The organism is Sinorhizobium sp. (assembly GCF_059070375.1).
Genome location: NZ_JCACWC010000003.1, coordinates 2,247,360 through 2,270,416, shown reverse-complemented (window position 1 = coordinate 2,270,416; position 23,057 = coordinate 2,247,360). Strand labels below are relative to the sequence as shown.

Annotated in this window: 26 protein-coding genes; 13 read left to right on the top strand and 13 right to left on the bottom strand. The window is 62.5% G+C overall.

The annotated features are described in order from the left end of the window. Positions 1-3: 3 nt before the first annotated feature. The 3 genes from AC5J09_RS23055 (at position 4) to AC5J09_RS23045 (ending at position 2,299) form a co-directional block, all read left to right on the top strand. Entirely contained in the window at positions 4-189 is a 186-nt protein-coding gene (locus tag AC5J09_RS23055; protein ID WP_018095402.1) for a DUF2065 domain-containing protein, read from the top strand. Between the two features lie 5 nt (positions 190-194). Next, positions 195-581, top strand: coding sequence for an ACT domain-containing protein (locus AC5J09_RS23050; RefSeq protein WP_003534920.1), 387 nt, complete (start codon positions 195-197; stop codon positions 579-581). Positions 582-790: 209 nt separating this feature from the next. After that, entirely contained in the window at positions 791-2,299 is a 1,509-nt protein-coding gene (locus tag AC5J09_RS23045; RefSeq protein WP_100671656.1) for a Do family serine endopeptidase, read from the top strand. A 31-nt stretch (positions 2,300-2,330) separates the two neighbouring features. Here AC5J09_RS23045 and AC5J09_RS23040 read toward each other — a convergent pair whose 3' ends face one another. Next, on the bottom strand, positions 2,331-2,906 hold the full coding sequence (locus AC5J09_RS23040) for a GNAT family N-acetyltransferase (RefSeq protein WP_324761992.1): 576 nt from the start codon (positions 2,904-2,906) through the stop codon (positions 2,331-2,333). After that, positions 2,903-3,790, bottom strand: a complete 888-nt coding sequence (gene serB, locus AC5J09_RS23035) for a phosphoserine phosphatase SerB (RefSeq protein WP_275597684.1) — start codon at positions 3,788-3,790, stop codon at positions 2,903-2,905. The genes AC5J09_RS23040 and serB overlap by 4 nt, the downstream gene beginning before the upstream one ends. Between serB and miaA the strand changes: the two genes are divergently transcribed. After that, positions 3,789-4,700: a tRNA (adenosine(37)-N6)-dimethylallyltransferase MiaA gene (gene miaA, locus AC5J09_RS23030; RefSeq protein WP_494298572.1), complete on the top strand. Its 912-nt coding sequence runs from the start codon at positions 3,789-3,791 to the stop codon at positions 4,698-4,700. The genes serB and miaA overlap by 2 nt on opposite strands. A gap of 64 nt (positions 4,701-4,764) precedes the next feature. Here miaA and AC5J09_RS23025 read toward each other — a convergent pair whose 3' ends face one another. The 3 genes from AC5J09_RS23025 to AC5J09_RS23015 all read right to left on the bottom strand — a co-directional run bounded on the left by AC5J09_RS23025 (position 4,765) and on the right by AC5J09_RS23015 (position 7,747). Continuing rightward, a complete protein-coding gene (locus AC5J09_RS23025) occupies positions 4,765-5,205 on the bottom strand; it encodes a DUF6841 family protein (protein WP_494298571.1) in 441 nt (146 codons plus the stop codon). A gap of 42 nt (positions 5,206-5,247) precedes the next feature. Further along, complete coding sequence (locus tag AC5J09_RS23020; RefSeq protein WP_100671651.1) at positions 5,248-5,598, bottom strand: hypothetical protein; 351 nt, start codon at positions 5,596-5,598, stop codon at positions 5,248-5,250. Between the two features lie 112 nt (positions 5,599-5,710). Beyond that, positions 5,711-7,747: an ATP-binding protein gene (locus AC5J09_RS23015; protein WP_494298570.1), complete on the bottom strand. Its 2,037-nt coding sequence runs from the start codon at positions 7,745-7,747 to the stop codon at positions 5,711-5,713. 347 nt (positions 7,748-8,094) lie between these two features. On the opposite strand from AC5J09_RS23015, the gene AC5J09_RS23010 reads away from it, so the two are divergent. Together AC5J09_RS23010 and ilvN are read left to right on the top strand one after the other, a co-directional pair. Continuing rightward, positions 8,095-9,873, top strand: coding sequence for an acetolactate synthase 3 large subunit (locus AC5J09_RS23010; protein ID WP_018095394.1), 1,779 nt, complete (start codon positions 8,095-8,097; stop codon positions 9,871-9,873). Positions 9,874-9,894: 21 nt separating this feature from the next. Then, the gene (gene ilvN, locus AC5J09_RS23005) at positions 9,895-10,467 is read left to right on the top strand and encodes an acetolactate synthase small subunit (RefSeq protein ID WP_018095393.1); all 573 of its coding nucleotides are present in this window, start codon (positions 9,895-9,897) and stop codon (positions 10,465-10,467) included. A gap of 111 nt (positions 10,468-10,578) precedes the next feature. On the opposite strand, the gene AC5J09_RS23000 is transcribed toward ilvN, so the two are convergent. Next, positions 10,579-11,424 (bottom strand): aldo/keto reductase, encoded by an 846-nt coding sequence (locus tag AC5J09_RS23000; protein ID WP_494298569.1) that lies wholly within the window; start codon positions 11,422-11,424, stop codon positions 10,579-10,581. Positions 11,425-11,735: 311 nt separating this feature from the next. On the opposite strand from AC5J09_RS23000, the gene AC5J09_RS22995 reads away from it, so the two are divergent. Together AC5J09_RS22995 and AC5J09_RS22990 are read left to right on the top strand one after the other, a co-directional pair. Beyond that, the gene (locus tag AC5J09_RS22995) at positions 11,736-11,945 is read left to right on the top strand and encodes a cold-shock protein (protein WP_003533862.1); all 210 of its coding nucleotides are present in this window, start codon (positions 11,736-11,738) and stop codon (positions 11,943-11,945) included. Positions 11,946-12,101: 156 nt separating this feature from the next. Then, positions 12,102-12,326 (top strand): hypothetical protein, encoded by a 225-nt coding sequence (locus AC5J09_RS22990; RefSeq protein ID WP_003533858.1) that lies wholly within the window; start codon positions 12,102-12,104, stop codon positions 12,324-12,326. Between the two features lie 100 nt (positions 12,327-12,426). Here AC5J09_RS22990 and AC5J09_RS22985 read toward each other — a convergent pair whose 3' ends face one another. After that, positions 12,427-13,155 carry a class I SAM-dependent methyltransferase gene (locus AC5J09_RS22985; RefSeq protein WP_494298568.1) on the bottom strand — a complete coding sequence of 243 codons (729 nt, stop codon included), beginning with the start codon at positions 13,153-13,155 and terminating at the stop codon, positions 12,427-12,429. A gap of 403 nt (positions 13,156-13,558) precedes the next feature. Here AC5J09_RS22985 and AC5J09_RS22980 point away from each other — a divergent pair, with 403 nt between their 5' ends. The 4 genes from AC5J09_RS22980 to AC5J09_RS22965 all read left to right on the top strand — a co-directional run bounded on the left by AC5J09_RS22980 (position 13,559) and on the right by AC5J09_RS22965 (position 15,890). Further along, positions 13,559-14,152 (top strand): LysE family translocator, encoded by a 594-nt coding sequence (locus tag AC5J09_RS22980; protein WP_018095390.1) that lies wholly within the window; start codon positions 13,559-13,561, stop codon positions 14,150-14,152. A 67-nt stretch (positions 14,153-14,219) separates the two neighbouring features. After that, a complete protein-coding gene (gene nthA / locus AC5J09_RS22975) occupies positions 14,220-14,861 on the top strand; it encodes a nitrile hydratase subunit alpha (RefSeq protein WP_127712018.1) in 642 nt (213 codons plus the stop codon). Next, positions 14,858-15,517, top strand: a complete 660-nt coding sequence (gene nthB, locus AC5J09_RS22970) for a nitrile hydratase subunit beta (protein WP_494298566.1) — start codon at positions 14,858-14,860, stop codon at positions 15,515-15,517. Before nthA ends, nthB begins: the two co-directional genes overlap by 4 nt. Further along, positions 15,504-15,890, top strand: coding sequence for a nitrile hydratase accessory protein (locus tag AC5J09_RS22965; protein WP_324761984.1), 387 nt, complete (start codon positions 15,504-15,506; stop codon positions 15,888-15,890). The genes nthB and AC5J09_RS22965 overlap by 14 nt, the downstream gene beginning before the upstream one ends. 19 nt (positions 15,891-15,909) lie before the next feature. On the opposite strand, the gene AC5J09_RS22960 is transcribed toward AC5J09_RS22965, so the two are convergent. From AC5J09_RS22960 to AC5J09_RS22945, 4 genes are all read right to left on the bottom strand, one after another. Next, positions 15,910-16,716, bottom strand: coding sequence for an anti-sigma factor family protein (locus AC5J09_RS22960; protein WP_379938194.1), 807 nt, complete (start codon positions 16,714-16,716; stop codon positions 15,910-15,912). Further along, entirely contained in the window at positions 16,713-17,267 is a 555-nt protein-coding gene (locus AC5J09_RS22955) for an RNA polymerase sigma factor (RefSeq protein WP_018095385.1), read from the bottom strand. The genes AC5J09_RS22960 and AC5J09_RS22955 overlap by 4 nt, the downstream gene beginning before the upstream one ends. Further along, on the bottom strand, positions 17,251-17,625 hold the full coding sequence (locus tag AC5J09_RS22950; RefSeq protein ID WP_100671642.1) for a COG4315 family predicted lipoprotein: 375 nt from the start codon (positions 17,623-17,625) through the stop codon (positions 17,251-17,253). The genes AC5J09_RS22955 and AC5J09_RS22950 overlap by 17 nt, the downstream gene beginning before the upstream one ends. A gap of 116 nt (positions 17,626-17,741) precedes the next feature. Further along, positions 17,742-18,830, bottom strand: a complete 1,089-nt coding sequence (locus AC5J09_RS22945; RefSeq protein ID WP_494298565.1) for an AbrB family transcriptional regulator — start codon at positions 18,828-18,830, stop codon at positions 17,742-17,744. Positions 18,831-19,077: 247 nt separating this feature from the next. On the opposite strand from AC5J09_RS22945, the gene AC5J09_RS22940 reads away from it, so the two are divergent. After that, on the top strand, positions 19,078-20,205 hold the full coding sequence (locus tag AC5J09_RS22940; RefSeq protein WP_018095382.1) for an ATP-dependent DNA helicase: 1,128 nt from the start codon (positions 19,078-19,080) through the stop codon (positions 20,203-20,205). 12 nt (positions 20,206-20,217) lie between these two features. On the opposite strand, the gene AC5J09_RS22935 is transcribed toward AC5J09_RS22940, so the two are convergent. Together AC5J09_RS22935 and suhR are read right to left on the bottom strand one after the other, a co-directional pair. Beyond that, entirely contained in the window at positions 20,218-20,850 is a 633-nt protein-coding gene (locus AC5J09_RS22935; RefSeq protein ID WP_494298564.1) for a LysE family translocator, read from the bottom strand. Positions 20,851-20,960: 110 nt separating this feature from the next. Then, a complete protein-coding gene (gene suhR, locus AC5J09_RS22930; RefSeq protein ID WP_324761981.1) occupies positions 20,961-22,862 on the bottom strand; it encodes an RpoH suppressor SuhR in 1,902 nt (633 codons plus the stop codon). Positions 22,863-23,057: the final 195 nt, after the last annotated feature.

The window sequence follows — 23,057 nt, the reverse complement described above, 5'->3', positions numbered from 1 at the left end:
ACGATGTCCGACTTTCTGACCGGTCTGGCTTTTTTCCTGATCATCGAGGGGCTGGTGTACGCACTGGCCCCTTTGGTTTTGGTGGAACTGGCGAGGCGATTGCCGTATGTCCCTGAACATCAGCTCCGATTGGCCGGATTGACTTCGGTGGCCGTCGGCGTCGGGCTCGTATGGTTGCTTCGAGGATAATGCGAATGCCACATAAATTGCTCATCCGGCTGGTCGATGCCGAATATGCCATTACCCGTTTGAACGTCGGATCCGCGATTCCGGAGTGGCTGCCGGGCCCGGGGTTCTGGACGGTTTCCAGTTCCCGCGAGGAAATGACGCTCGTCTGTCGTGCCGCCCGTGTCCCATCGAGCGTGCAGAGTTCGCTCGGCTGGCGCTGCTTCCGCATCGAGCAGCACTTCAGTTTCGACGTGCCAGGCGTTCTATCGTCGGTGCTGCGACCGCTCTCGGAGGCAGGTGTCGGCGTCTTCGCCAATTCCACCTTCAGCACCGATTACGTCTTCGTCGCGGGGTCCAACCTCGAGCAGGCCGTGGAGGCTCTGAAAGAGCACGGGCACGAAATAACCATCTGAGGCGCCGCCGGTTCGCTGCCCGGATCAGGAAATCGTGTTTGGACGCTTCGGAATTCCGCCGTATCTTCAAGAGAAGGTTCGCGTGATGCGCGTCTCGATCGGGTCGCGCTGCGCTGTAGTTCGTTGCAGCCGAGCGATGTTCATGCATCATCCTTGCCGGACGACCGGGGGCCGGCGTTATGTAAGGGAAATGATAGGAGCCTAGCGACTTGTCGAAACGACCCGAATTCTTCCGCGGCCTGGTGCTGGCGGCCGCGACGGCACTCATATTCACCAATGCGACGCTGGCCCAGACGGCCACGTCCCGGCCTCCGGCCGGCCCGCCGTCCGTTGCCGATCTCGCCGAGGGACTGCTCGACGCCGTCGTCAACATCTCGATTTCGCAGAACGTCAAGAGCGACGACAATGCGCCGATGCCGCAGGTGCCGGAAGGATCGCCGCATCAGGAGTTCTTCGACGAGTTTTTCAAAGGACAGGGCGGCGAGGGCGGCCGGCCGCGCACGGTCAACTCGCTCGGTTCCGGATTCATCATCGATCCGGCCGGCTACATAGTCACCAACAACCACGTCATCCAGGATGCCGACGATATCGAGATCAATTTCTCCGATGGATCGAAGCTTAAGGCGAAGCTTGTCGGCATGGATACGAAAACCGACCTCGCCCTCCTGAAGGTCGAACCGAAGAAGCCGCTCAAGGCCGTCTCCTTCGGCGACTCGCGAAAGATCAGGATCGGCGATTGGGTGATGGTCGTCGGCAATCCGTTCGGCCTGGGCGTATCCGTATCGGTGGGCGTCGTCTCCGCGCGCGGCCGCAATATCAATGCCGGCCCCTACGACAGTTTCATCCAGACCGATGCGGCGATCAACCGCGGCAATTCGGGCGGTCCGCTTTTCAACATGCAGGGTGAGGTCGTCGGCATCAATACGGCGATCCTTTCGCAGACCGGCATGTCGGTCGGTATCGGCTTTGCCGTGCCGGCGGAGCTTGCGGTGAACGTCGTCAATCAGCTCAGGGAATTCGGCGAGACGCGCCGTGGCTGGCTCGGTGTACGGATCCAGCCCGTCACCGACGATATCGCCGAGAGCCTGAAGATGGAGCTCCCACGCGGCGCGCTCGTTTCGGGCATCATCGAGGGCGGTCCGATCACCAAGGGCGAGATCAAGCCGGGCGACATCATCATCCGCTTCGACGGAACGGACATCGCGGAAATTCGCGATCTCATGCGCACGGTCGGCGAGAGCCCGGTCGGCAAGGCGGTCGATGTGGTCATTATCCGCGACGGCAAGGAGCAGACCGCTCGGGTTACGCTCGGCCGGCTGGAGGATGGCGAGCAGCTCGCCAATGCGAAACCGGGCGAAGTGCTGCCGAATGGCGGTGAGGCGAAGCCCGGCGAGCCGCCGGCCGCGCAACTGCCTGCAAGCGACACCGTGCTCGGAATGAAGCTTGCCGAGCTCGACGCCGACCGCCGCCAGAGTTTCGGCATTGTCGAAAGCGTCAAAGGCGTCGTGATTACCGAGGTGCAACCCAATTCGCCCGCTGCCGAGCGTCGGGTGGAGCCGGGCGAGGTGATCGTCGAACTCGGTCAGGAAGCGATGGAAACGCCGGAGGATGTCACCTCACGCGTCACCGAACTGAAGGCCGACGGGCGCCGCAACGCCTTGCTGATGATCGCGAACAAGACCGGCGAACTGCGTTTCGTGACGGTGCGGATGGAATAGAGCGCGCGCTCTCGGCCGTGGCGACGGGGCGCTACCGCTTCGCGGCAAGGCCATCCCGCCGCCATTCTTCCGCGGTTATTGCGTAAAGCACGTGGCGTTTGAGCTGCGGATGCGTGTCCGGAACGCCGGAATGATCGAAGTCGCGCATGGAATCGGGGCGCATGCCGATCCGCTTCATCACGGCGGTGGAGCGCGTGTTGGCCGGAACGGCGATGGCAACGATCTCCCCAAGCTTCCTCTCGCCGAATCCATAATCGAGAAGCGCCCGGGCTGCGTCCGTCACGTAGCCCTTTCCCCAATGGCGGAGAGCCAGGCGCCAACCGATCTCGACGGTGCCGTCGGGCAGGTGCGGTTCGAGATCGGTGCGTGCAAGTCCGCAGAAGCCGACCGGTGCGTCGTTCTCACGGAGCGCGAGCGCGAAGAAGCCGAAGCCGGTTTCGAAGATGTTGCGGTTGTTGCGGTCGAAAAGCGCGTCGGCCTCCGCGCGGGTGCGGCGGAACGGGAAGAACTCCATGACCGTGGGATCGTTGTTGATCTCGGCAAAGAGTTCGCGGTCGGTCTCGGCCCAGGCACGGAGCCTGAGCCGCTCGGTCTCTAGAATGATCACGTCACGAAATCCGTCTTGCGATATCCCTGGAGATAGAGCAGGGCGGTGAGGTCGCCATGGTCGATGCGGATCTTCGCCTGTTCGGCAACGACGGGCTTAGCGTGGAGCGCCACTCCAGTGCCGGCAAGCTGCAGCATTCCGAGATCGTTGGCACCGTCGCCGACGGCGATGACGTCCGCCGGCGTGATGCCGAGCCGTTCAGAAATGTCGATGAGCGCATCGACCTTGGCCTGCTTGCCGAGGATCGGCCGGGCAACGTCGCCGGTCAGCTTGCCGTTCTCTTCAACGAGAATGTTGGCACGGTTTTCGTCGAATCCGAGCTTCTCTGCGATAGGGCCGGTAAATACGGTGAAGCCGCCGGAGACGAGGGCGCTGTAATGTCCCTTCGCCTTCATCGTGGCAATCAGTTCGCGGCCACCCGGCGTCAATGTGATACGCGTGGCGATGACCTCCGCGACGACGGTAACGGGCAGGCCCTGGAGAAGCGCCACTCTTTCGACGAGTGCCGGCTCGAAAGCGATCTCGCCGTTCATGGCGCGCGCGGTGATTGCCGCGACCTTTTCCTTCAAGCCGACTTCCGCGGCCAGCTCGTCGATGCATTCCTGCCCGATCATGGTGGAGTCCATGTCGGCAATCAGAAATCGCTTGCGGCGGCTTTCGGCATCTTGCACGGCGACGTCGATCGCGGCGCCGGCGACCGCCTGGCGCAGCCGAGCTTCCGCTTCGCCGGCCTCGGCGCCATCCCTCAACACGATGTCGCAGGCAATACCGTCCGCGAGCCAATAGAGCCCGGACGCGTCGAGGCTTTCCGCTGCCGCTTCCGCGCGTGCTGGCGACAGAACGGGATTTGACGGATTGGCGATAAGCGTGGCAACGAGAGCCATGATGCAAAACCTTGCGAAAGACATCGACGCGATCCTGATAACCGGGCCGACCGCCAGCGGCAAGTCCGCGCTCGCGGTGAAGCTCGCGCAAAGACACGGCGGCGTCGTGATCAATGCGGATAGCATGCAGGTTTACGGGACGCTGAAAGTCCTGACCGCGCGGCCGGATGAAAGCGAGATGGGGGGCGTCGAGCATTTCCTCTACGGTCACGTCCCCCCGGGCCGGGCCTATTCCACCGGCGTGTGGCTCCGCGAAGCGGAAGCGCTGGTGGCGCGGCTGAGAAAGGGAGGGCGGCTGCCGGTCTTCGTCGGTGGCACGGGCCTCTATTTCAAAGCGCTGATCGGAGGGCTATCGGATATGCCCGAGATTCCGCCGGCGATCCGCCAGCGCCTGCGTGCGCGCCTGACGGAGGAGGGCGCCGAGGCGCTGCACGGTGAACTTTCCGAGCGCGATCCGGAGACGGCGGCGCGCGTGCAACCCGGCGATGGGCAGCGTATCGTGCGCGCGCTGGAGGTAATCGAGGCCACGGGAAGGCCGATAGGATCTTACCAGCAGAGCCGTGGGCCGGTGAACATCGACCCGGCGCGAGCGCAGAAGATCGTCGTATTGCCGGAGCGGCGGCTTCTTCATGGCCGTATCGATCGACGCTTCGAGACGATGCTTGCGAGAGGCGCCGTCGAGGAGGTGCGCGCGCTTCTCGCGCTTCGCCTTCCTCCGGAGATGCCGGTGATGAAGGCGATCGGCGTCCCACAGATCGCCGCGATGCTGAGAGGCGAGATGAGCGAGGCGCAGGTGATCGAGGCCGGCGCGGCGGCAACGCGGCAATATGCCAAGCGTCAGATGACCTGGTTTCGCAACCAGCTTGACGAGACCTGGCAGCGTATCGACGGTCCGGATGCCTTGGACTGAACAACAAGCACAGGGCTGAGGCTCCTTGAGCATTGTGCTGCGGTCTGAAGCGGCATCAGAAGCGTCAGTCGATGCCGTGCTCCTTCAATACCGCCTCCTCGTCGCCGCTGATCCAACCGAAAATCTTCGGCTCGCCGCCACGCAGCTGAACGAGGTAATGAACCTCGAAATCGATGGTGACATTCGGCTGTTCCTCGGCGTCGAAGACGGAGCGCCAATCGACCCTTACGAGAAAATGCAGCGCATCGATCTGCGTTACCGTGGTTTTGCGGATCTTCAATTCCCTGGTGCCGATAGCACGATAGCGGGCATAACCCTTTTCCATCGAAGCCGTCAGGGTCTCGTCGTTTTTTCCCGTCATGACTCCGGCCGGCGAGGCGGCGATAAAGTCCGTGGCGAAGGCGGAGGTCGTACTTCCGACCGGAAGCGTCCCCGCAAGGACCTGATTGGCCATGCTCTCGTAGCGCTCGAAGAAGCGCGTCAAAATCTCTTCCATGATTTTCATCCCAATTTGCTCCGCGCAACGGAGGCGGAGGCTTGCGGGCCGTCAATCAACCGGCGTGTGCTGGTGTTGAATAAGCTTCCAGTCTGCTCCCACGCCGTGATAGGTCGAGGTACAACACGCCGCATAAGGCCCACCTTCCGCGCGTCGCGCCTCCGCAAGATAGCCGAGCACGATGAAGTTCTCGCCGATCCGGCTCATGACTTTCTCGCTGATCGTGAGATGTTCCCACCGCGGAATTCCCTGGAGACTTCGGATTATGACCGATCGTCCGCGCAGCAGACCAACCGGCGCAGGGAATGCCATGATGCAGTCTTCGTCCAGCAATTCGCGATAGGGATCGGAGCCCTCAAGCCAGAGGCGCCGCTCGTTTCTCCATGCGTCAGTGTCGTCCATGATCGTCTCCTCGCCTTGACGTCACCTCAACGCTTGAGAGGAGCCCCCGGATCCAAAATTGCAATCAGGGCAGGTTGAGCGGTCAGGACGCACCGTACCCTCCGCTTCCGTTCTATTTGCGGATGAGGCTGCCGAGTGGTCGCCTGAGCAGGCTTTCGCGAAGCGACCCCTCGTGACGCGGTGCCGGCGTGGCGAAGCCTGCATCCGGTTGGCCGGGCGCCTGGGCGGGCCGGCCCGACATCCGTTCCGCCTCTCCGGACAGGATCTGCTCGCGGATCCGGCTGAAGCGTTCGAACTCCTGGTTTCCCGGCTCGGACGGGCGGGGAAGCATGTCGGGGCTATAGGGCTCGAATGCGGGGTATCGTCGCGAATGGGAGTCCGCGATCTCGGTCCCGGTGCCTCTCCCGCTTCGGTTATTGTCCTCGAGCGCCGGCGCCTGCTTGGTCTGTGACGCCAGATAGCTCTGTTGGAAACTCGATATGTCGGGACCGTTGACGGCACGCATTCGGCTGATGATCGAACGGAGGTCGGCGAGGGGCGGCGCGTCGTCGTCAACCTTGTCGGTGATGCCGTGGGCGCGGGGCAACCGCGCATCGTCGACGCGGGCAAAGCGCATGCGCATCGGCACTGCGACCGCCTCGCCGAATGCGATTGCCTCGCCGTTGCCGATCGAGGAAATGAAGCTGGTGGTGGAGATCGACGAATTGGCGATCGCCGAACGGATGATTTCCTGGTCGCGATCGTTGGCGAGCCGCATGGCGAAGACCGTCGAGCATTGCGACAGGATCGTCGGATCGAGCTCGCCCGGCCGCTGGGTGATGATGCCGAGCGAGACTCCGTATTTGCGACCCTCTTTGGCGATCCGTGAAATAGCCTGGCGTGTCGGCACAAAGCCGAGCGACGGATCGGCCGGCACATAGCGGTGCGCCTCTTCGCAAACGACCAGCATATGAATGGCGCCATTGCCCCAGAGGCCTATCTCGAAGGCCATGCGGCAGAGCACGGAGGCGAGGGAGTTGACGACTTCCGAAGGGATCCCGGCAAGCTCGAAGGTGGCGATCGGCTTGCCGTCGCCGGGAATGCGGAAGATCTTTGCAATCGTGTCCTCGATCGTGTCCGTGATCGTGTTCTGCGAGAACATGAAATGGTAGCGCGGATCGTTGACTGCGGAGACGATCCTGACCTTGAGGGAGCGCAGGTACGGCTTGTCGTTGCGTCCCTCCAGCCGACCGATGCGCTCATCGATCAGCGCCAGAAGATCGGCAATGCGGTATGGGACGGGGGTATCCGCGGTGATCGAGCTCTTTTCCGTCTGCCGCCGCATCAGGGCGGATTCGCCGCCCTTGAATGCTTTTTTCGCGTCCGCGATGACGTCCCGCAGGATGTCGAGTTCGTCCGGCACCGGCGGGCGTCCACGAAAGATGACCTCGGCCAACTCCTCGAGCCGGAAGAACCAGAACGGGAGGTCGAGTGTATCCGTGTCGATTACCACCGCCTGGTCGGGAAACGCGGCGGCGAACTCGTTGTGCGGATCGAGGATCAGCACACGCAGCTTCGGGTCGGCGGCGATCGCCTTGTTCAGGAGCAGTGTCACGGCGGTCGACTTGCCGACGCCGGTGGTGCCGACGATCGCAAAGTGCTTGGCAAGCATGGAAGGCACATGGATGGTGGCGTCGAGACTTTCGTCCTGCGTCAGCTTGCCGATGACGCAACTGTCCGATTGACCGGAGTCGTAGATGCGGGCGAGATCGCTCACGCGGATGCGGTGGGCAATCGCTCCGAGATAGGGATAGCGGCTGATGCCGGCGGAAAACTCTTCCCGCCCATCCGCACCGACATGAACCTCGCCCATCAATTCCACTTCGATGCGGAAAGTATTGTTGACCTCTTCGCCCCAGCCCTCGGAAACGGTCTGCATCGAATAGACGAGTGCGACGACACGGTTGGTGCCGACGGAAATCGAAACCAACTTGCCGACCGACCAGAGCTCGGTGAGCGAAGTCTCGCCATTTTCGGCGACCGCCGCGATCGTGGCGCGCGAGCCGTTGCAGGCGACGACCCGCCCGAGAAATCGATTGCCGGGCTTGAACGTATCGCGGCGATCCGTCTCGGCGGCGCGAGGCGCCGATTGATTTCCACTTTCGAGCAACGCAGCACCTCGGGCGAAAACGCCAATCAGCAGCAGGATGCGCGCCGAATCCGGCGCCTTTTCCTTGCTGTGTCCCAGGATAGCGGCTGCGGTTTAATAACTGGTTGCTCGCAGGCCGTGCCGATCGGGACACGCCAAAGCCGTTGACGGATGGGGAATTTCCGTTTAACAAATCGCCCCATGAAAAATTTCGCGGTTATTCTTGTGGTGGGACGGCGCATGGGCAGGATGGTGTAACCATCCGGCGGTAGCCACCCATGCGCTGAACGAGGCTCCTGACGGGGCCTTTTTTTATGCCTTCAAACACGTTATTCACCCAAACCTGAACGAGGGACGGAAGCAGGCCAATGAGCGGAACTGAGAACCAGATGACGGGCGCGGAGATCGTTCTCCAGGCTTTGAAAGACAATGGCGTCGAACACATCTTCGGCTATCCCGGCGGTGCCGTGCTCCCGATCTACGACGAGATTTTCCAGCAGGAGGATATCCAGCACATCCTCGTCCGCCACGAGCAGGGCGCCGGCCATATGGCCGAAGGATATGCCCGCTCCACCGGCAAGGTCGGCGTCATGCTGGTGACTTCGGGCCCGGGAGCAACCAATGCGGTCACGCCGCTGCAGGACGCGCTGATGGACTCGATCCCGCTCGTCTGCATCTCGGGGCAGGTACCGACGTCGCTGATCGGCTCGGACGCCTTCCAGGAATGCGACACGATCGGCATCACCCGGCCCTGCACCAAGCACAACTGGCTGGTGAGGGACGTCAACGAGCTCGCCCGCGTCATCCATGAGGCTTTCCGCGTTGCTCAGTCGGGCCGTCCGGGTCCGGTCGTCGTCGACATTCCGAAGGACGTTCAGTTCGCAACCGGTACCTATACGCCGCCTTCGGCCGTTCCGACACAGAAGAGCTACCAGCCGAAGACCCAAGGGGACCTGAAGAGGATCGAGGAGGCGGTCGCGCTCATGAAAACGGCGCGCCAGCCGGTCATCTACTCGGGCGGCGGCGTCATCAATTCCGGGCCGCAAGCCGCACATTTCCTGAGGGAACTGGTCGAGCTCACCGGCTTCCCGATCACGTCGACGCTGATGGGCCTCGGCGCCTATCCGGCCTCCGGCAAGAACTGGCTCGGCATGCTCGGCATGCATGGGACCTACGAAGCCAACCTGGCGATGCATGATTGCGACCTCATGATCTGCATCGGCGCGCGCTTCGACGACCGGATCACCGGCCGGCTCAATGCCTTCTCGCCCAACTCGAAGAAGATCCACATCGATATCGACCCATCCTCCATCAACAAGAACGTCCGCGTCGACGTTCCGATCATCGGCGACGTCGCCGCTGTGCTCGAGGACATGATCCGCCTGTGGCGTGCTGCGGCCAAGACGGTCGACCAGGCGCGGCTTGGCGACTGGTGGAAAGAGATCTCCAGGTGGCGGGCGCGCAACTCGCTGGCCTATACGCCGAGTGCCGACGTCATCATGCCGCAATATGCGATCCAGCGGCTCTACGAGCTCACCAAGGACCGCGACACTTACATCACCACCGAAGTCGGCCAGCACCAGATGTGGGCCGCGCAGTTCTTCGGCTTCGAAGAGCCGAATCGCTGGATGACTTCGGGCGGCCTCGGCACCATGGGCTACGGCTTCCCGGCCGCGGTCGGCGTCCAGGTCGCGCATCCGGAGAGCCTCGTCATCGACATCGCCGGCGACGCCTCGATCCAGATGTGTATCCAGGAGATGTCGTGCGCGGTTCAGTACGGCCTGCCGGTCAAAATCTTCATCCTGAACAATCAATATATGGGCATGGTCCGGCAGTGGCAGCAGCTCCTGCACGGCAACCGGCTGTCGCATTCCTACACCGAGGCGATGCCGGACTTCGTCAAGCTCGCCGAGGCCTATGGCGGCGTCGGCATCCGTTGCGAAAAGCCGGGAGAGCTCGACGATGCGATCCGGCAGATGATCGACACACCGGCCCCGGTCATCTTCGACTGCCGCGTCGCCAATCTCGCCAATTGCTTCCCGATGATCCCTTCGGGCAAGGCGCATAACGAGATGCTGCTCCCGGACGAGGCAACGGACGAGGTGGTCGCCAACGCCATCGATGCCAAGGGCCGCCAGCTCGTTTGAAGACAAGGTAGGAACAGGAAAATGAATGCACATCTTCAGGCGACGGGCTCGGCCTACTTCATCGCCAAGGAAACGGAGCTTGCGGAAACGCACACGCTTTCCGTTCTGGTCGATAACGAGCCGGGCGTGCTCGCCCGCGTCATCGGCCTTTTCTCCGGCCGCGGCTACAATATCGAGAGCCTGACGGTCTCCGAGACGGAGCACGAGGCTCATCTCTCGCGCATCACCATCGTGACCCGCGGCACGCCGCACGTGCTCGAGCAGATCAAGAACCAGCTCGAACGTCTGGTGCCTGTGCACCGGGTCGTAGATCTCACGGTTCGCGCCGCCGGTCTGGGCCATGAGCGGCCGATCGAGCGCGAACTGGCGCTCGTCAAGGTACACGGCTCGGGCGAACATCGGGTGGAGGCGCTCAGGCTCGCCGACGCCTTCCGTGCCTCGGTCATCGACGCCAACATCGATCACTTCGTCTTCGAGATCACCGGCAAGCCTTCCAAGATCGAGCAGTTCATCGCCATCATGAAGCCGCTCGGGCTGATCGAAGTCTGCCGCACCGGCATCGCCGCGATGAACCGCGGGCCCCAGGGAATGTAAAGAAGCGAGGAAGATCGCGCCCTTCGGGGCGCGCGCCTCCCCACAGGTGGGAGGGGCTGCACCCGCCGCACCCTTTCAAGCCCACTTCACCCGTCTGGGTACCCTATGGCATCAAATCACCTCCAGCCGCGTCTTCCTTCGCGGCGGCGGGAAGTGGCGGTCGAGTTCGTCGAGATTTTCCGTCGTAAGGCGGATATCCATCGCGTCGCGGTTTTCGCGGGCGCGTTCGGGGGAACCGGTCTTCGGGATCGAAATCACGCCGGAACGCGTCTTCAAAAAGGCGAGTGCCACCTGGGCGGGCGTCGCCTGATGCGCCTTGGCGACATGAATCAGATCGGCGCCATGCAGAAGGCGGCCCTCGTCGAGCGGTGAGTAGGCCATGACCGGCACGCCTTGATCGCGGCACCGGGGCAGCAGGTCGAATTCGATGCCGCGGCGGGCGAGATTGTAGAGCACCTGATTGGCCGCGACGTTGCCGCCGTCAGGAACGGCCGACAGCTCCTCCATGTCGTCGACGTCGAAATTGGATACACCCCAAGCACGGATCTTGCCGGCCTTCTTCAGCTCTTCGAAGGCGGCGACAGTTTCGGCGAGCGGATAGCCCCCGCGCCAATGCAGAAGGTAAAGATCGACGCAGTCGATGCCGAGATTGCGCAGGCTGCGTTCGCAGGCGGCAACCGTACCCGCGCGGCTGGCGTTGGAGGGCAGCACCTTGCTGACGACGAATGCCTCGTCGCGCCGACCCCGGATCGCTTCTCCCACGATACGTTCGGCAGCGCCGTCGCCGTACATCTCTGCAGTGTCGATCAGCGTCATGCCGAGATCGAGCCCGGTCTGCAGGCTGCGGACCTCGTCGGCGGACTTCGCGCGGTTTTCGCCCATGCGCCATGTCCCCTGGCCGAGCGCGGGAACCTTGCGGCCGTCCTTGAAAACGATGGTCGGGATCGGTTCGTGCATAGGGATTGTCCTGAGAGTTGCTCCAGTTCCGAGATTTAAGGCCGCGTGGGGGAAAGTCCACAAGCAAGTCGCAGCATTGCGGCCGTGACACGCCGCCGCGTGCGGTCGCGCCGATAGTCTTCTCTCGAAAGAAAATAAAATTGTGCCTTGTAAGAAACACAATGATGACCTACATAGCTCGGTATCGATATTGATCGACGATATTTGTTTCTGCGCCAAGGCGCATCGTCACGAAAATCCTGACAACATCGGTTTTGATACACCGTTTTTATGCGGTGGCGGTTTTCCATGGCTATTGAAAGGACATCGACGTGGCTTCTGGAACGGTAAAGTGGTTCAACAGCACCAAGGGCTTCGGTTTCATCCAGCCAGATGACGGCGCCGCTGACGTGTTCGTCCATATTTCGGCGGTTGAACGCGCCGGCCTGTCCACGCTGAAAGACGGGCAGAAGGTAAGCTTCGAGCTGACGCAGGATCGGCGCTCGGGCAAGACCTCGGCGGACAACCTTCGCGCTCTCTGAACGGATTGCGCGTTTGTGCCCTAACACGGCACTTCATGACATTGTTATCTCCCCGCCCGTGACCACGGATGTACTGGCGCGGCGGGTTGAGATGATGAGGAAGGTCGGGCCTGTCCCGGCCTTTTTTATTGGCTGAAATTTGATGGAGGATCTCGCATGAAGGACGTCGGCAATCGTATTTTCAAGGCCGAGAAGAAGAACCCTGCGGATCGCGCGGATCAGGCCACAATTGCATCACGCGCCATTATCGAGCAGGAGGCTGCAGCGCGTGTGAAGAAGACGGCACGCCTCAAACAGATGCGGCTGGAGAAAGAGGCCGAGGAGGCGGCAAATCCAGTTGCCGCCCCCGCCAAGAAGGGCAAGGCGCAGAAGCGAAAGTAGGAGGACCTTACGGCATATTTCCCAAATTCGGCTCTTGCCCTCCGACAGGGGGGGGAAGGGATGGCAAACGCTACTCGCGCATCCCGCGCGGCCGAGACTCCTACCTTTGTGCGGCAACGAGCAGCATCATCGGGCGGTCGACCTCTTCCGCGAGGTCCGGATTGCGGGCGATCTCAGCGGCGGTCGGGCTCCACTCCTGAACGCGGCGGATCGAAAAACCGGCTGAAATCAGGGTGTTCAATGTGGTGCCGAGCGTGCGGTGATACTTGACGACGCCCTTGGCAAGCCAGTCGGTGACACGCTTTCCTTCGGCCGAGTAGCGATCGAGCGGCCAGATGCGGCGGCCCTCGGCGTCCGTGGACCAGCCAGGGTTCGTCGGAGCCATGTAGACCGGATGTTCGATGGTGAAGACGAAATGCGATCCGGGCAGGAGACTGCTATGGATCGTTCGCACCAGCCGGTCGAAGTCTTCGATATAATGGAAGGCGAGAGAGCTATAGGCGAAGTCGAAGCTCGCCTCGGGCAAAACCAGAAGCTCGAGGTCGGCGATTTTATACTCGACCGAAGGATCCTCCGTCTCTTGCCGCGCGCGTGCGATCATTTTTTCGGAGAGGTCGAGGCCAAGGACATGGGCCGCGCCGTTCTCCCGCGCCCAGCGGGCGAACCAGCCGAAGCCGCAACCGAGATCCACGACGCGCAAGTCCCTGAGGTCGGGCAGCATTGCGCGGATTGCCGGCCATTCGGCAGCGCCGGCGAGTCCATGCAGGGATCGCCCGAGTTGGCTGTAGCCGGTGAAGAATTCGGGTTTGTCGTAAACGTTCTGTGCCATTTTCCATCTCCATGATGACGATGGACGGGCGCATGAATTAGAAGAAAGCCCCGTCCGCTTGAGCGAGGCTGAGGGGTTGCGCGTGCCTGCGCGTATAATAGACGCGCGGCGCTGTTGTCAGCGTGTGCGAAGCCCCTGCATCCCGCCTGTTGGGATGCCGGCGAACCGGGCGACAATGTGGGTGTCATGTTCACACATAGCGTGGCTATTCCATGGAAAAGGTTAGGGGTCAAGGCGGTGCAGCACCCCCGGCTTTCGGTTTGTCACCGTGACAAGATTTGGGTGGCGGTTGCATTTGGGTCAGCTAGCTTGACCCACCAGGGTCGCCGCCCGGGAGATTACGCGACGCGAATCCCAGGTTTGTAGCGGCGTTCTCGGCAGACCCGCGGCTTTGGAGGAACTCATGCAACTGGATACGCTTCTGGCGCTGTTCCTGTTTGCCTTAACGACATCGATCACGCCCGGACCGAACAATATGATGCTGTTCGCCTCGGGCGTGAACTTCGGTTTCGTGCGCACGATTCCGCATATGCTGGGGATCGGCATCGGCTTCTTCGTTCTTCTCATTGCCGTGGGGCTCGGTCTCGGCGCACTGCTTCATTCCGTGCCGCTCCTCTATACGGCCCTGAAGTTCGCCGGAGGCGCCTATCTGGTCTGGATCGCCTGGAAGATCGGCACGTCTCGCTCGCTCGGCGAAGGAAAGGCGAATGCAGTGCCGATGACCTTCCTGCAGGCGGCTGCTTTCCAATGGGTCAATCCGAAGGCCTGGGTAATGGCGGTTTCGGCCATGGCCACCTATACGAGCAGCGACAGCTATCTGATGAGCGTGCTCGTCGTCGGCGTCGTCTTCGCACTCGTCAATGTGCCGAGCGTTTCGACCTGGGCGGGTTTCGGCTCGGCCCTCAGGCAATGGCTCTCGGAACCTGCGAGGCTCAAATGGTTCAACATCACCATGGCCGTCTTGCTCGTCGTCAGTCTTTGGCCGATGCTCAGATAGTCCGCCGACACGCGACGTTTTTAGGGTCACGCATCAAGATCAGTAGCCTTCGGTAGAGGAGCCAGGAATGTCCGAGCATCATCATGGGCATGGCGACGATCACGGCCATCACCACGACAACCATCTGACCGACATGGAAGCCCGGGTAAAGGCACTGGAGACGGTGCTGACGGAAAAGGGTTTGATCGATCCTGCGGCGATCGACGCGATCGTCGAGGCGTACGAGACGAAGGTGGGACCGCGAAACGGCGCACGCGTCGTCGCCAAGGCCTGGAGCGACGTCGATTTTGCCGATTGGCTGAAACGCGACGCGACCGCGGCGATCGCCAGCCTCGGTTTCACTGGGCGCCAGGGCGAGCACATGCGTGCGGTGTTCAACACGCCCGAAACGCACAACCTCATCGTCTGTACGCTGTGCTCCTGCTATCCCTGGGCAGTGCTGGGGCTGCCGCCCGTCTGGTACAAGGCGCCGCCCTATCGTTCGCGCGCGGTTATCGATCCTCGCGGCGTGCTTGCCGAGTTCGGGCTCGAGCTGTCGGCTGAAAAGAAGGTTCGCGTCTGGGATTCGACGGCCGAACTGCGCTACCTCGTGGTGCCGGAGCGGCCGGAAGGTACCGATGGCTTCGGCGAGGACGCCCTGGCAGAGCTCGTGACGCGCGATTCCATGATCGGCACCGGGCTCGCCCTTTCGCCGGAGGGGGTACGATGAACGGGCCGCACGATCTCGGAGGTCAGCATGGCATGGGTCCGATCGCTCCGGAACGCAACGAGCCCACATTCCATGCCGAGTGGGAAAAACGGGCGCTCGGCATCACGCTTTCCTGTGGCGCTTTCGATGCCTGGACGCTGGACGAAAGCCGGCACGCGCGCGAAAGCCTGCCCCCGGCGACCTATCTTTCCGCGAGCTATTATGAAATCTGGACGCGGGCGCTGGAAACGCTTCTGAAGCGCCACGGCTTCGTGACGGAAGCCGAGCTCGACGCCGGCCACATGCTCGACAAGGGGCGGGAGCCGAAACGGGTGCTCACAGCGGACATGGTAGCAGGCGTGCTCGCCAAGGGCGGGCCATGCGACCGGCCGGTCGAAACGCCGCCGCGTTTTGCCGCCGGCGAGAGAGTGCGTACGAAGAACTTCAATCCGGAGAGCCACACGCGCCTGCCGCGCTACGCCCGCGCCAGGACAGGCATGGTGGAGGCCGTGCAGGGCGGCTTCGTCTTCCCGGACGACAACGCCCACGGCAGGGGCGAGAACCCGCAATGGCTCTATACGGTGGTCTTCGACGCCGGCGAGATCTGGGGTGAGGGCGCGGACCCGACGCTTACTGTCTCTATCGATGCCTGGGAGAGCTATCTTGAACACGCATAGATCGACGCCTGCTCCTGCCCGTTCCCCGCTTCTGGCTTCGGCGGAACTGCCAAAATCGCGCGAGGGCGATCCCGTCTTTGCCGAACCCTGGCAGGCGGTCGCCTTTGCCATGACCGTGCGGCTTCACGAGCAGGGTGTATTTTCGTGGAGCGAATGGGCGGAAGCGCTTTCGGCCGAGCTCTACAAGCCCGGCCGCAGGGCGGACGGCAGCGACTACTACGATTGCTGGGTTGCGGCGCTGAGCCGTCTGGTAACGGAACTCTCCCTCGCTTCCGGCCCCGAACTGGAAGCGCTGGTCGGCAGTTGGCAGCGCGCAGCGGAAGCGACGCCGCACGGAACGCCGATCGCGCTCGCGAATGATCCTCTGCGTTGAGGGATTGTCCGACGGCGGTTCAGGAGCTCTCCGAAGCCTCGAACTGGCGATAACATTCGTCGGCAACCTTCTGCAGCAGGGCGCGCGGCACTTCGCCCGTCACGGCGTAGCCGATTTCGCCGTCTATCCAGTAGAATGTCTCGACTTCACCCCGGCTGGATATACGGAAACTCGTTTCGCGATTTTCCGGGTTGCGGCCGAGAAGGACCGTTAGCCGTTCCCCCGTCACGTCTTCATACATCAGCATTGCGCCTGCCGTATCGTTGACCGGCACGAGGCGCCCGCCGACGAGCGAGAATCCCAGCGAGGACAGGTCGGGAATTTTCAGCCCATAATCGAGGCGTTTGCCGAGCCATGTGGCGAGATGCTCCCGCTCGCTGGCACCGACCTCCACTGGGTGGCGGACTTCGCTGGCATAGATCAGAAATGCCGATTGTGCCTGCCGGGGGAGCGCCTCGGAGGCATCGGCGGACTCGGGCGGCGGAGCCACGAGGTCGGGTCCATAGGCTCCGGCGAGCGCGCCGGCGGCAAAGATCAGAAGCCCGGCGGCGAGACGTCGCAGCGTCGGCACCGCCGATGCCCATCCGGTACTCCGTGATTTTCGGCGGGCGGATATAAGCGAGCGATCTTCCTCGCCGCTGCGGGCATAAGAGGCGAAATGCTGCTTCAGCGCCGTCGCCTGCGCCTGCCACTGGCGGACCTCTTCGGCTTTTGCCGGCTGCTTTTCCAGCCAGGATTCAATGCGCTCGCGCTCCGGTTGCGCCAGGTGGCCATCCACATAGGCGTGGAGGTCGTCATCGGAGACGGTTTCGAAGTCGGCGCTCATTTGGGTCTCCGCAGGGCGATCACGTTATCGTCCTTCATCGCTTCGGCGAGCTGGCGGCGGGCTCGCGAAAGGCGGGACATCACGGTCCCGACCGGAATTTCCATCATGTCTGCCACATCCTGGTAGCGGTATCCCTCGATGACGACGAGCATCAGAACGGCGCGATTGTCCGCGGAGAGCCGCTCGAGTGCGCGCAGCAGACGCTGCCGCTCCAGAGGATCCGCATTGTTTTCCTCCGCGCGAAGGCCGAGCGTCTCGTCAAGCTCCACTTCCGGGTGCTGAGCGCGGCGGCGTCGGCCGTTGCGATAAAGATTGGTCATGATCGTGAAGACCCAGGCGCGAAGGTTCACGCCTCGCCATTGCGCGCGTCTCGTAAGCACTTTTTCGACGCAGTCCTGCAGCAGATCTTCGCCATCCGTATCGGAACGCGCGAGGCTGCGCGAGTAACGCCTGAGCGCCGGAATCAGCGCCAGGACGTCCTCCTCGAACGGGTCGGCGGAGGAGATTTCCTCCCCCGCGCGTTTATTCAAGCCATCACGGCCGTGCGGCATCCCATACGCCCTTCACGCCGTCGCCGGTGACGTCACCCATTTTCTTGTCCTTCACCCAGAAATAAAGGGGCATGCCGTCCTTCGCCCATTGTTTGCTGCCGTCCTTTCGCTCCACGACCGAAAAGGCACCCTCGGCCGTTGCGTCGCCTTCCACCATGAAGGGCGGCCAATTCGTGGCGCAGGCATCATAGCAGGCAGAGACGCCCTTCTTGTCGTTTTTGAAAGTGTAGAGCGTCATGCCGTTTTCGGCGGCGAGCACCGGCCCTTTCTCCGACTCGACCGTTTTCACGGGCGGAGCGGCAAAGGCGGCGGCGGCCGTGGCAAGTGAGATGGCGATGGTCAACGCAAGCGTTCTCATGGGCGTTCCTTCCTCAAGATGTCTTCGACGTAGAACCGCGCTCGGGCGGGTTCGAGGATAAGACACGGAACGCTACGGATTTATTCCCTGCGCAAGTAACGATTGCGGCGCTGGGTTTATGCCCGGTCGGCGACGAAGCGGGCGAGGGCGGGGCCGATCAGCGTGATGATGAGCAGACGGGTCGTCTGCAAGGCCATGACGAATGGCAGGTCGACGTCACTCGAGGCAGCGATGACGGCGATCGAATCGAGCCCGCCGGGACTGGTCGCGAGATAGGCGGTCAGCGGATCGGTGCCGGCGACCTTGACGAGCAACAGAGCGAGAAAGCCGGAAAAGGCAATCAGCACGAGGATGGAGACGATCGTCGGCATCAGAGCGCGCCGCGCATGCGCCAGAATTGCCCGCGTGAAGCCGAGGCCGATATTCCATCCGAGCATCGCGAAAGAGAGCGCCAGCAGCCATTGCGGCAGTTCGATCGTAAGCGTTCCGGTAATGTTGAGGGCTGAGCCGATTGCAAAGGGCACGAGGAAGGCGCCGGCCGGGACACGCAGTATCTTGCCAAGGAAGCCGCCCGCGATTCCGACGGCGAGCGTCATGATGAAAGGCAGACCGGCAAGCGGCGCGAACCAGTGAGGTGCCGTTTCGGCTTCGACGCCGCTCACCCAGAGATGGGACACGATGGTCGCCGTGCTGGCGACGAAGACGACGCGCAGATATTGCATGAAGGCGACGAGCCGGGCGTCCGCGCCATAGGCATCGGCCATCAGGAGCATGGTCGAGGCAGCGCCCGCCGACGAGCCCCAGATCGCGGTCGTGCCCGGCAGGATGCCCATCCGGGTGATCGTCCAGCCGCAGAGCGTGCTGACGCCGATCACCGAAAGAATGATGGCGAGAAAGAGGAGCCAATTGCCGGAAAAGGTCACGAGAAGATCGGGACTCATCGAAGCGGCGATCATCATCGCCAGCACGACCTGAACGCAAAAGAAGAGCTGTCGCGGCAGCCGGATCGTTCCGCCATTCATGCCGACGAGCGCACCGGCGATCATTGGCCCCATCAGCAGCCCCGCAGGAATTCCGATCATTTCGAGGAGGCCGGCGAAGACGGCGGAGAGCAGGGCCAGCAGGCACCACTGCCAAACGGCGGACAGACGTCCCAGTCCGCCGTTCTTGGGCAGCGTCGGGGTTGAGGGCTGTTCCGGCTTCAAGGTCATTCTCCGGCGGGCGGCGCGTCGTCCTGCACACTGTATGCAGCGCACCGTTGGTAGCAGGATCGGCCGCCCCAGTTCAAGGTGCGGTGCAAAAAACTGTGCCATAGCCGTTTTGCCGGAGGTCGGCCACAAAGTCGTGGATTGCTGACGTGATGGCCCCGCGCAGCAGCACCGCACGAGCTTCGTCGGCTGGCCGGCCAAATCCGCACTTGCGCCGGGCGGCCGAATCCTGACACTCAAGGTCATGCAGTTCGCTCCGCAACAGGATGAGGCCCTGAAGGCCGTTTCGCAATGGTTGAAGGGAGGCCGATCGCAGCTCTTCCGGCTGTTCGGCTATGCCGGCACCGGCAAGACGACGCTCGCCCGCCATTTTGCAGAAAATGTCGATGGCGAGGTGGTGTTCGCCGCCTTCACCGGCAAGGCTGCCCAGGTGCTGCGCTCCAAGGGGGCCACGAACGCCAAGACGATCCACTCGCTGATCTACCGACCGCGCGGCGAGGAGGAAGTGGAGGACGAGGAGACCGGCAAGACCTCGATTGCGCCGATGTTCGCGATCAACCGCCAGAGCCCGGTCGCGAAAGCGGCGCTGATCATCGTCGACGAATGCTCGATGGTGGACGAGGCGCTCGGCAAGGATCTGATGAGTTTCGGCACGCCGATCCTCGTTCTCGGCGATCCCGGACAATTGCCGCCGGTTTCCGGCGGCGGATACTTCACCAATCACGAACCGGATTTTCTTCTGACGGATATCCATCGCCAGGCGAGGGACAACCCTATCATCCAGCTCGCCATGCAGGTGCGCGAGGGCAAGGAGATCATGCACGGCGACTACGGCACCGCTCAGGTCATCTCCAAGGGGCAGGTGACACAGCCTATGGTGCTGGAAGCCGATCAGGTATTGGTCGGGACCAACAGGACACGGCGGCGCTACAACCAGCGGCTTCGCGAACTGAAGGGCTTTACCAGCGAATATCCGCAGTCCGGCGACAAGCTCGTGTGCCTTCGCAACGATCCGGCCAAGGGGCTGCTCAACGGTTCGCTCTGGCAGGTGATGAGCTCGTCAAAGGAGACGGTCAAGCCGGGGATCAACCTGATGATCCGCCCGGAAGACGACGACATGGATCGCGGCGCCGCCAAGATCAAGCTCCTGAAGGCGGCTTTCGAGGACGTCGAGGGCGAAATCCCCTGGTCCACGCGCAAGCGTTACGACGAGTTCGATTACGGCTACGCGCTGACCGTGCACAAGGCCCAGGGCTCGCAATGGAACAACGTCGTGCTTTTTGATGAGAGCTGGGCTTTCCGCGACACGCGCGAACGCTGGCTCTATACGGCGATCACACGCGCGGCCGAGCGGTTGACGATAGTCCGGTAGGACTCTGGCCCATCAACCCTTCTGAATCGCGAGATGGGCTCCCAGTCCGATAAGGGTTGCGCCGCCGATGCGTTGAAAAAGGTGTTGCGCTCGGCCCGAACGCTTCAATCTCGATACGACGGCGCTTGCAAGTACGACGCAGAGGACGTCCGCTGACGAGAATACCAGGTTTACGACCGTTCCGAGGATCAGGAACTGAGCCCATACCGGAAGCGCGGCAGAGGCATCTACGAACTGCGGCAGAAACGCAATGAAAAATAATGCGGTCTTTGGGTTCAAAACTTCCACGACCACGCTCTCGGCAAATGCGCGACGGCCCGATTTGGGATCGGCCTCAGGTAGAGGAGCATGTTCCTGAGCTTTCCGGCAGAAGAGAGAAATGCCGAGCCAAATCAGATAGGCGGCGCCGGTCAATTTGACCGCCAGATAAAGTGTAGGCACGGCATGGAAAAGAATAGACAGCCCGCCGGCGGCGGCAGCGACGTGCACATAGCCGCCGATGTGAATGCCGAGAGTGGCCATCAGCCCGGACCATCGACCGCGCGCCATAGTCTGGGCCGCGGCATAGAGCATAGCCGGCCCCGGAATAAAAGCGAATAAGGCGGTGGTGATGAAGAAGGTAACTAGCGATCCCGCCGATGGCATGTTTGTTCCTCTTGCGGCTGCCGACAGTCCGACTACTATAGCGCAAGTGAATCCGCGTCTACAATGAAGAGCTGCAGGGAGAGGTTGCTGGCGTTGACCGCTCGTGCCAGCTAGTAAGTCGGTGCGATCTGCAATTGTGGCAGCGGCCGCGGCGCCGTCTTCGTCAAGTCAGGCCCTTCATCGCTCCATTTCTGTCCCTCGTTGATAAGCTCCTGAAGAAGCTGCGCCGCCAATTCACGCTCCGCCTTGCTTCCAAACCGATAGGAGGGTGGCGTCGACGCGGGATCGCGAGCGAATGCATAGGCGGTTTCGTAATCCGGAATCCTCGGTTGATAGGCGTCGCTCGCGGCAATATCGATCGTGTAGCGCTGGAGTGCCGAGGCGAGATTGCGCCAGCGGATCCAGTAATGGTTCTCGAAGGAGAACCGGGCGAATGCCTCGCCGGCGGCCGTGCCTTTTTTCGAGACGGTCGCGAGGACCTCTTTCGACATGGCGAGGTTCAGGCCACCTTCCTGTGGGCTCAACGAGACATGGACGATGCGTTCGCGATGCCCGGGCGCGCGCGACTGGAGGAGATCGCGCCAGTTCTGCATGGTCGCGACGATCGCAAAAACGAAGGCGCAGAGTTCGTGAACTGCCGACTTGTGTGCAATCGGCTGATAGTGCCGCTGCCATCCTTGCCGGTTGTTCTCCGGCAGAAAGACCTCCGGCCGCGAGCCGGTATCGGAGGTTCCCGGATAAACGAGATTGATGGCGAAGGTGGGCCATCGCGGCAGCGCCCGGTCGAAGAGGTGGATCGGGAAGTTGCTGCTGATGCCGCCGTCGGAGAACCAGCAGATCCGGAACGCGGCGGGCCTGGCCCTGCGCTTCTTGCCGCCGGTGGTCAGCGCTTCCGTGCTGTCCAATACGGTCTTCTGTTCGTCCTCGTCCGAAGTCGTATCTTCAGCTTCGTTTTCTCCGTCGGATTCCGGCGGGCTTTCGCGGCGGGCCGGCTCATGCAGCGGCACGGCGCTGATCAGGAGGGGGAAGCTGAGGCTCATGCGCGTTGCGACGAGCACCGGCATGTCGGCGCCATGCGGTAGCAGATAGTAATCCTCACCCGCCACGGTGACCGGCTCCCCGGCCTTCTCTACCATCCAGTCGACGACGATCTTCGGAAAAAGCGCTTCGAATTCCGTGCGCCTGAACCAGAAAAGCGCGCTTTCGAACGGCAGGCTGCGCGGTTCCTGGTGCGATATGCCGGTCGTGATCATCTTCAGGGTGACGGCCCGGTCGGAGCCCGGTTCGCCGGGGTAGCGCTCCGCCGTCCAAAGATCGCCGAAGGTGAGGGGCTGGTCCGAAGCCTTGCCGGACAGTGCCTGCAGGGTTTCATGGAGCCAATCGGTCAAGACCATCTTTCCTGGGCGGGCGGGCTGATCCGGTGCCGTGCCGGTACAGAGGCCCATCAGATTGCGGCGCAGGACACGAGCGATGCGCAATACCGAGAACACCGCCCCTCCCAGATAGGCGCAGACCGCAGCCGGTAGAGCCGCCGCTATCATGCCGGTTTGCCCCCCGACAGCATAGGCAAGACCCGTGAGTGCCGCGAGCAGGAGCAGCGTTTCGACGGGTGCGATGAGCACGACGCTTCCAAGAAGCGCAAGGCCTTTGCGAAGAACGCCGGCGTTGCCGGCGAGTGTGACGAGCAAACGGAATGCCTGACCTGCGCCGGCCGCAGGCTGGAGGAGGCCGTTGATGAAGCCGGGAGAGGCGAGGTTCGACGATGCCTTCGCAAGGCCTTCGAAACCGACGTGCTCCTCTGGTTGAGCGATCGCCGCCTTCATCTGCTTCCGCCGATCTCCGACCGCGGCCGCCGCACAAGCCGCAGCTGCGATCGCCCCGGCCGACGTGCCGCCGATATTCTTGAACCGGTAGTCCCGCGCAAGCGCCAGAGCGGCATTCGGGTAGACGATACCGCTGGTGATGCCGCCCTTCATGACGAGATCGCAGTATTTCGCGGGAGTGCGTGCCATCGATCGTCTCCTGATGCAGATGTGACGAAAAACCATCCTCCAGGCGCCGGGTGCCTGCGCCGCCTCTTGCAAGGTTGCGCTCAAACCGTGCGGCAATCCAGTAGCGCCTGCGGTTACGGCGTGGTCCTTGCAGCACAAGAAGGCGCGTCTTAACGCTCATCGAAGGGGAAAGGTTGCCCGGCTGCGCGTTTTGCA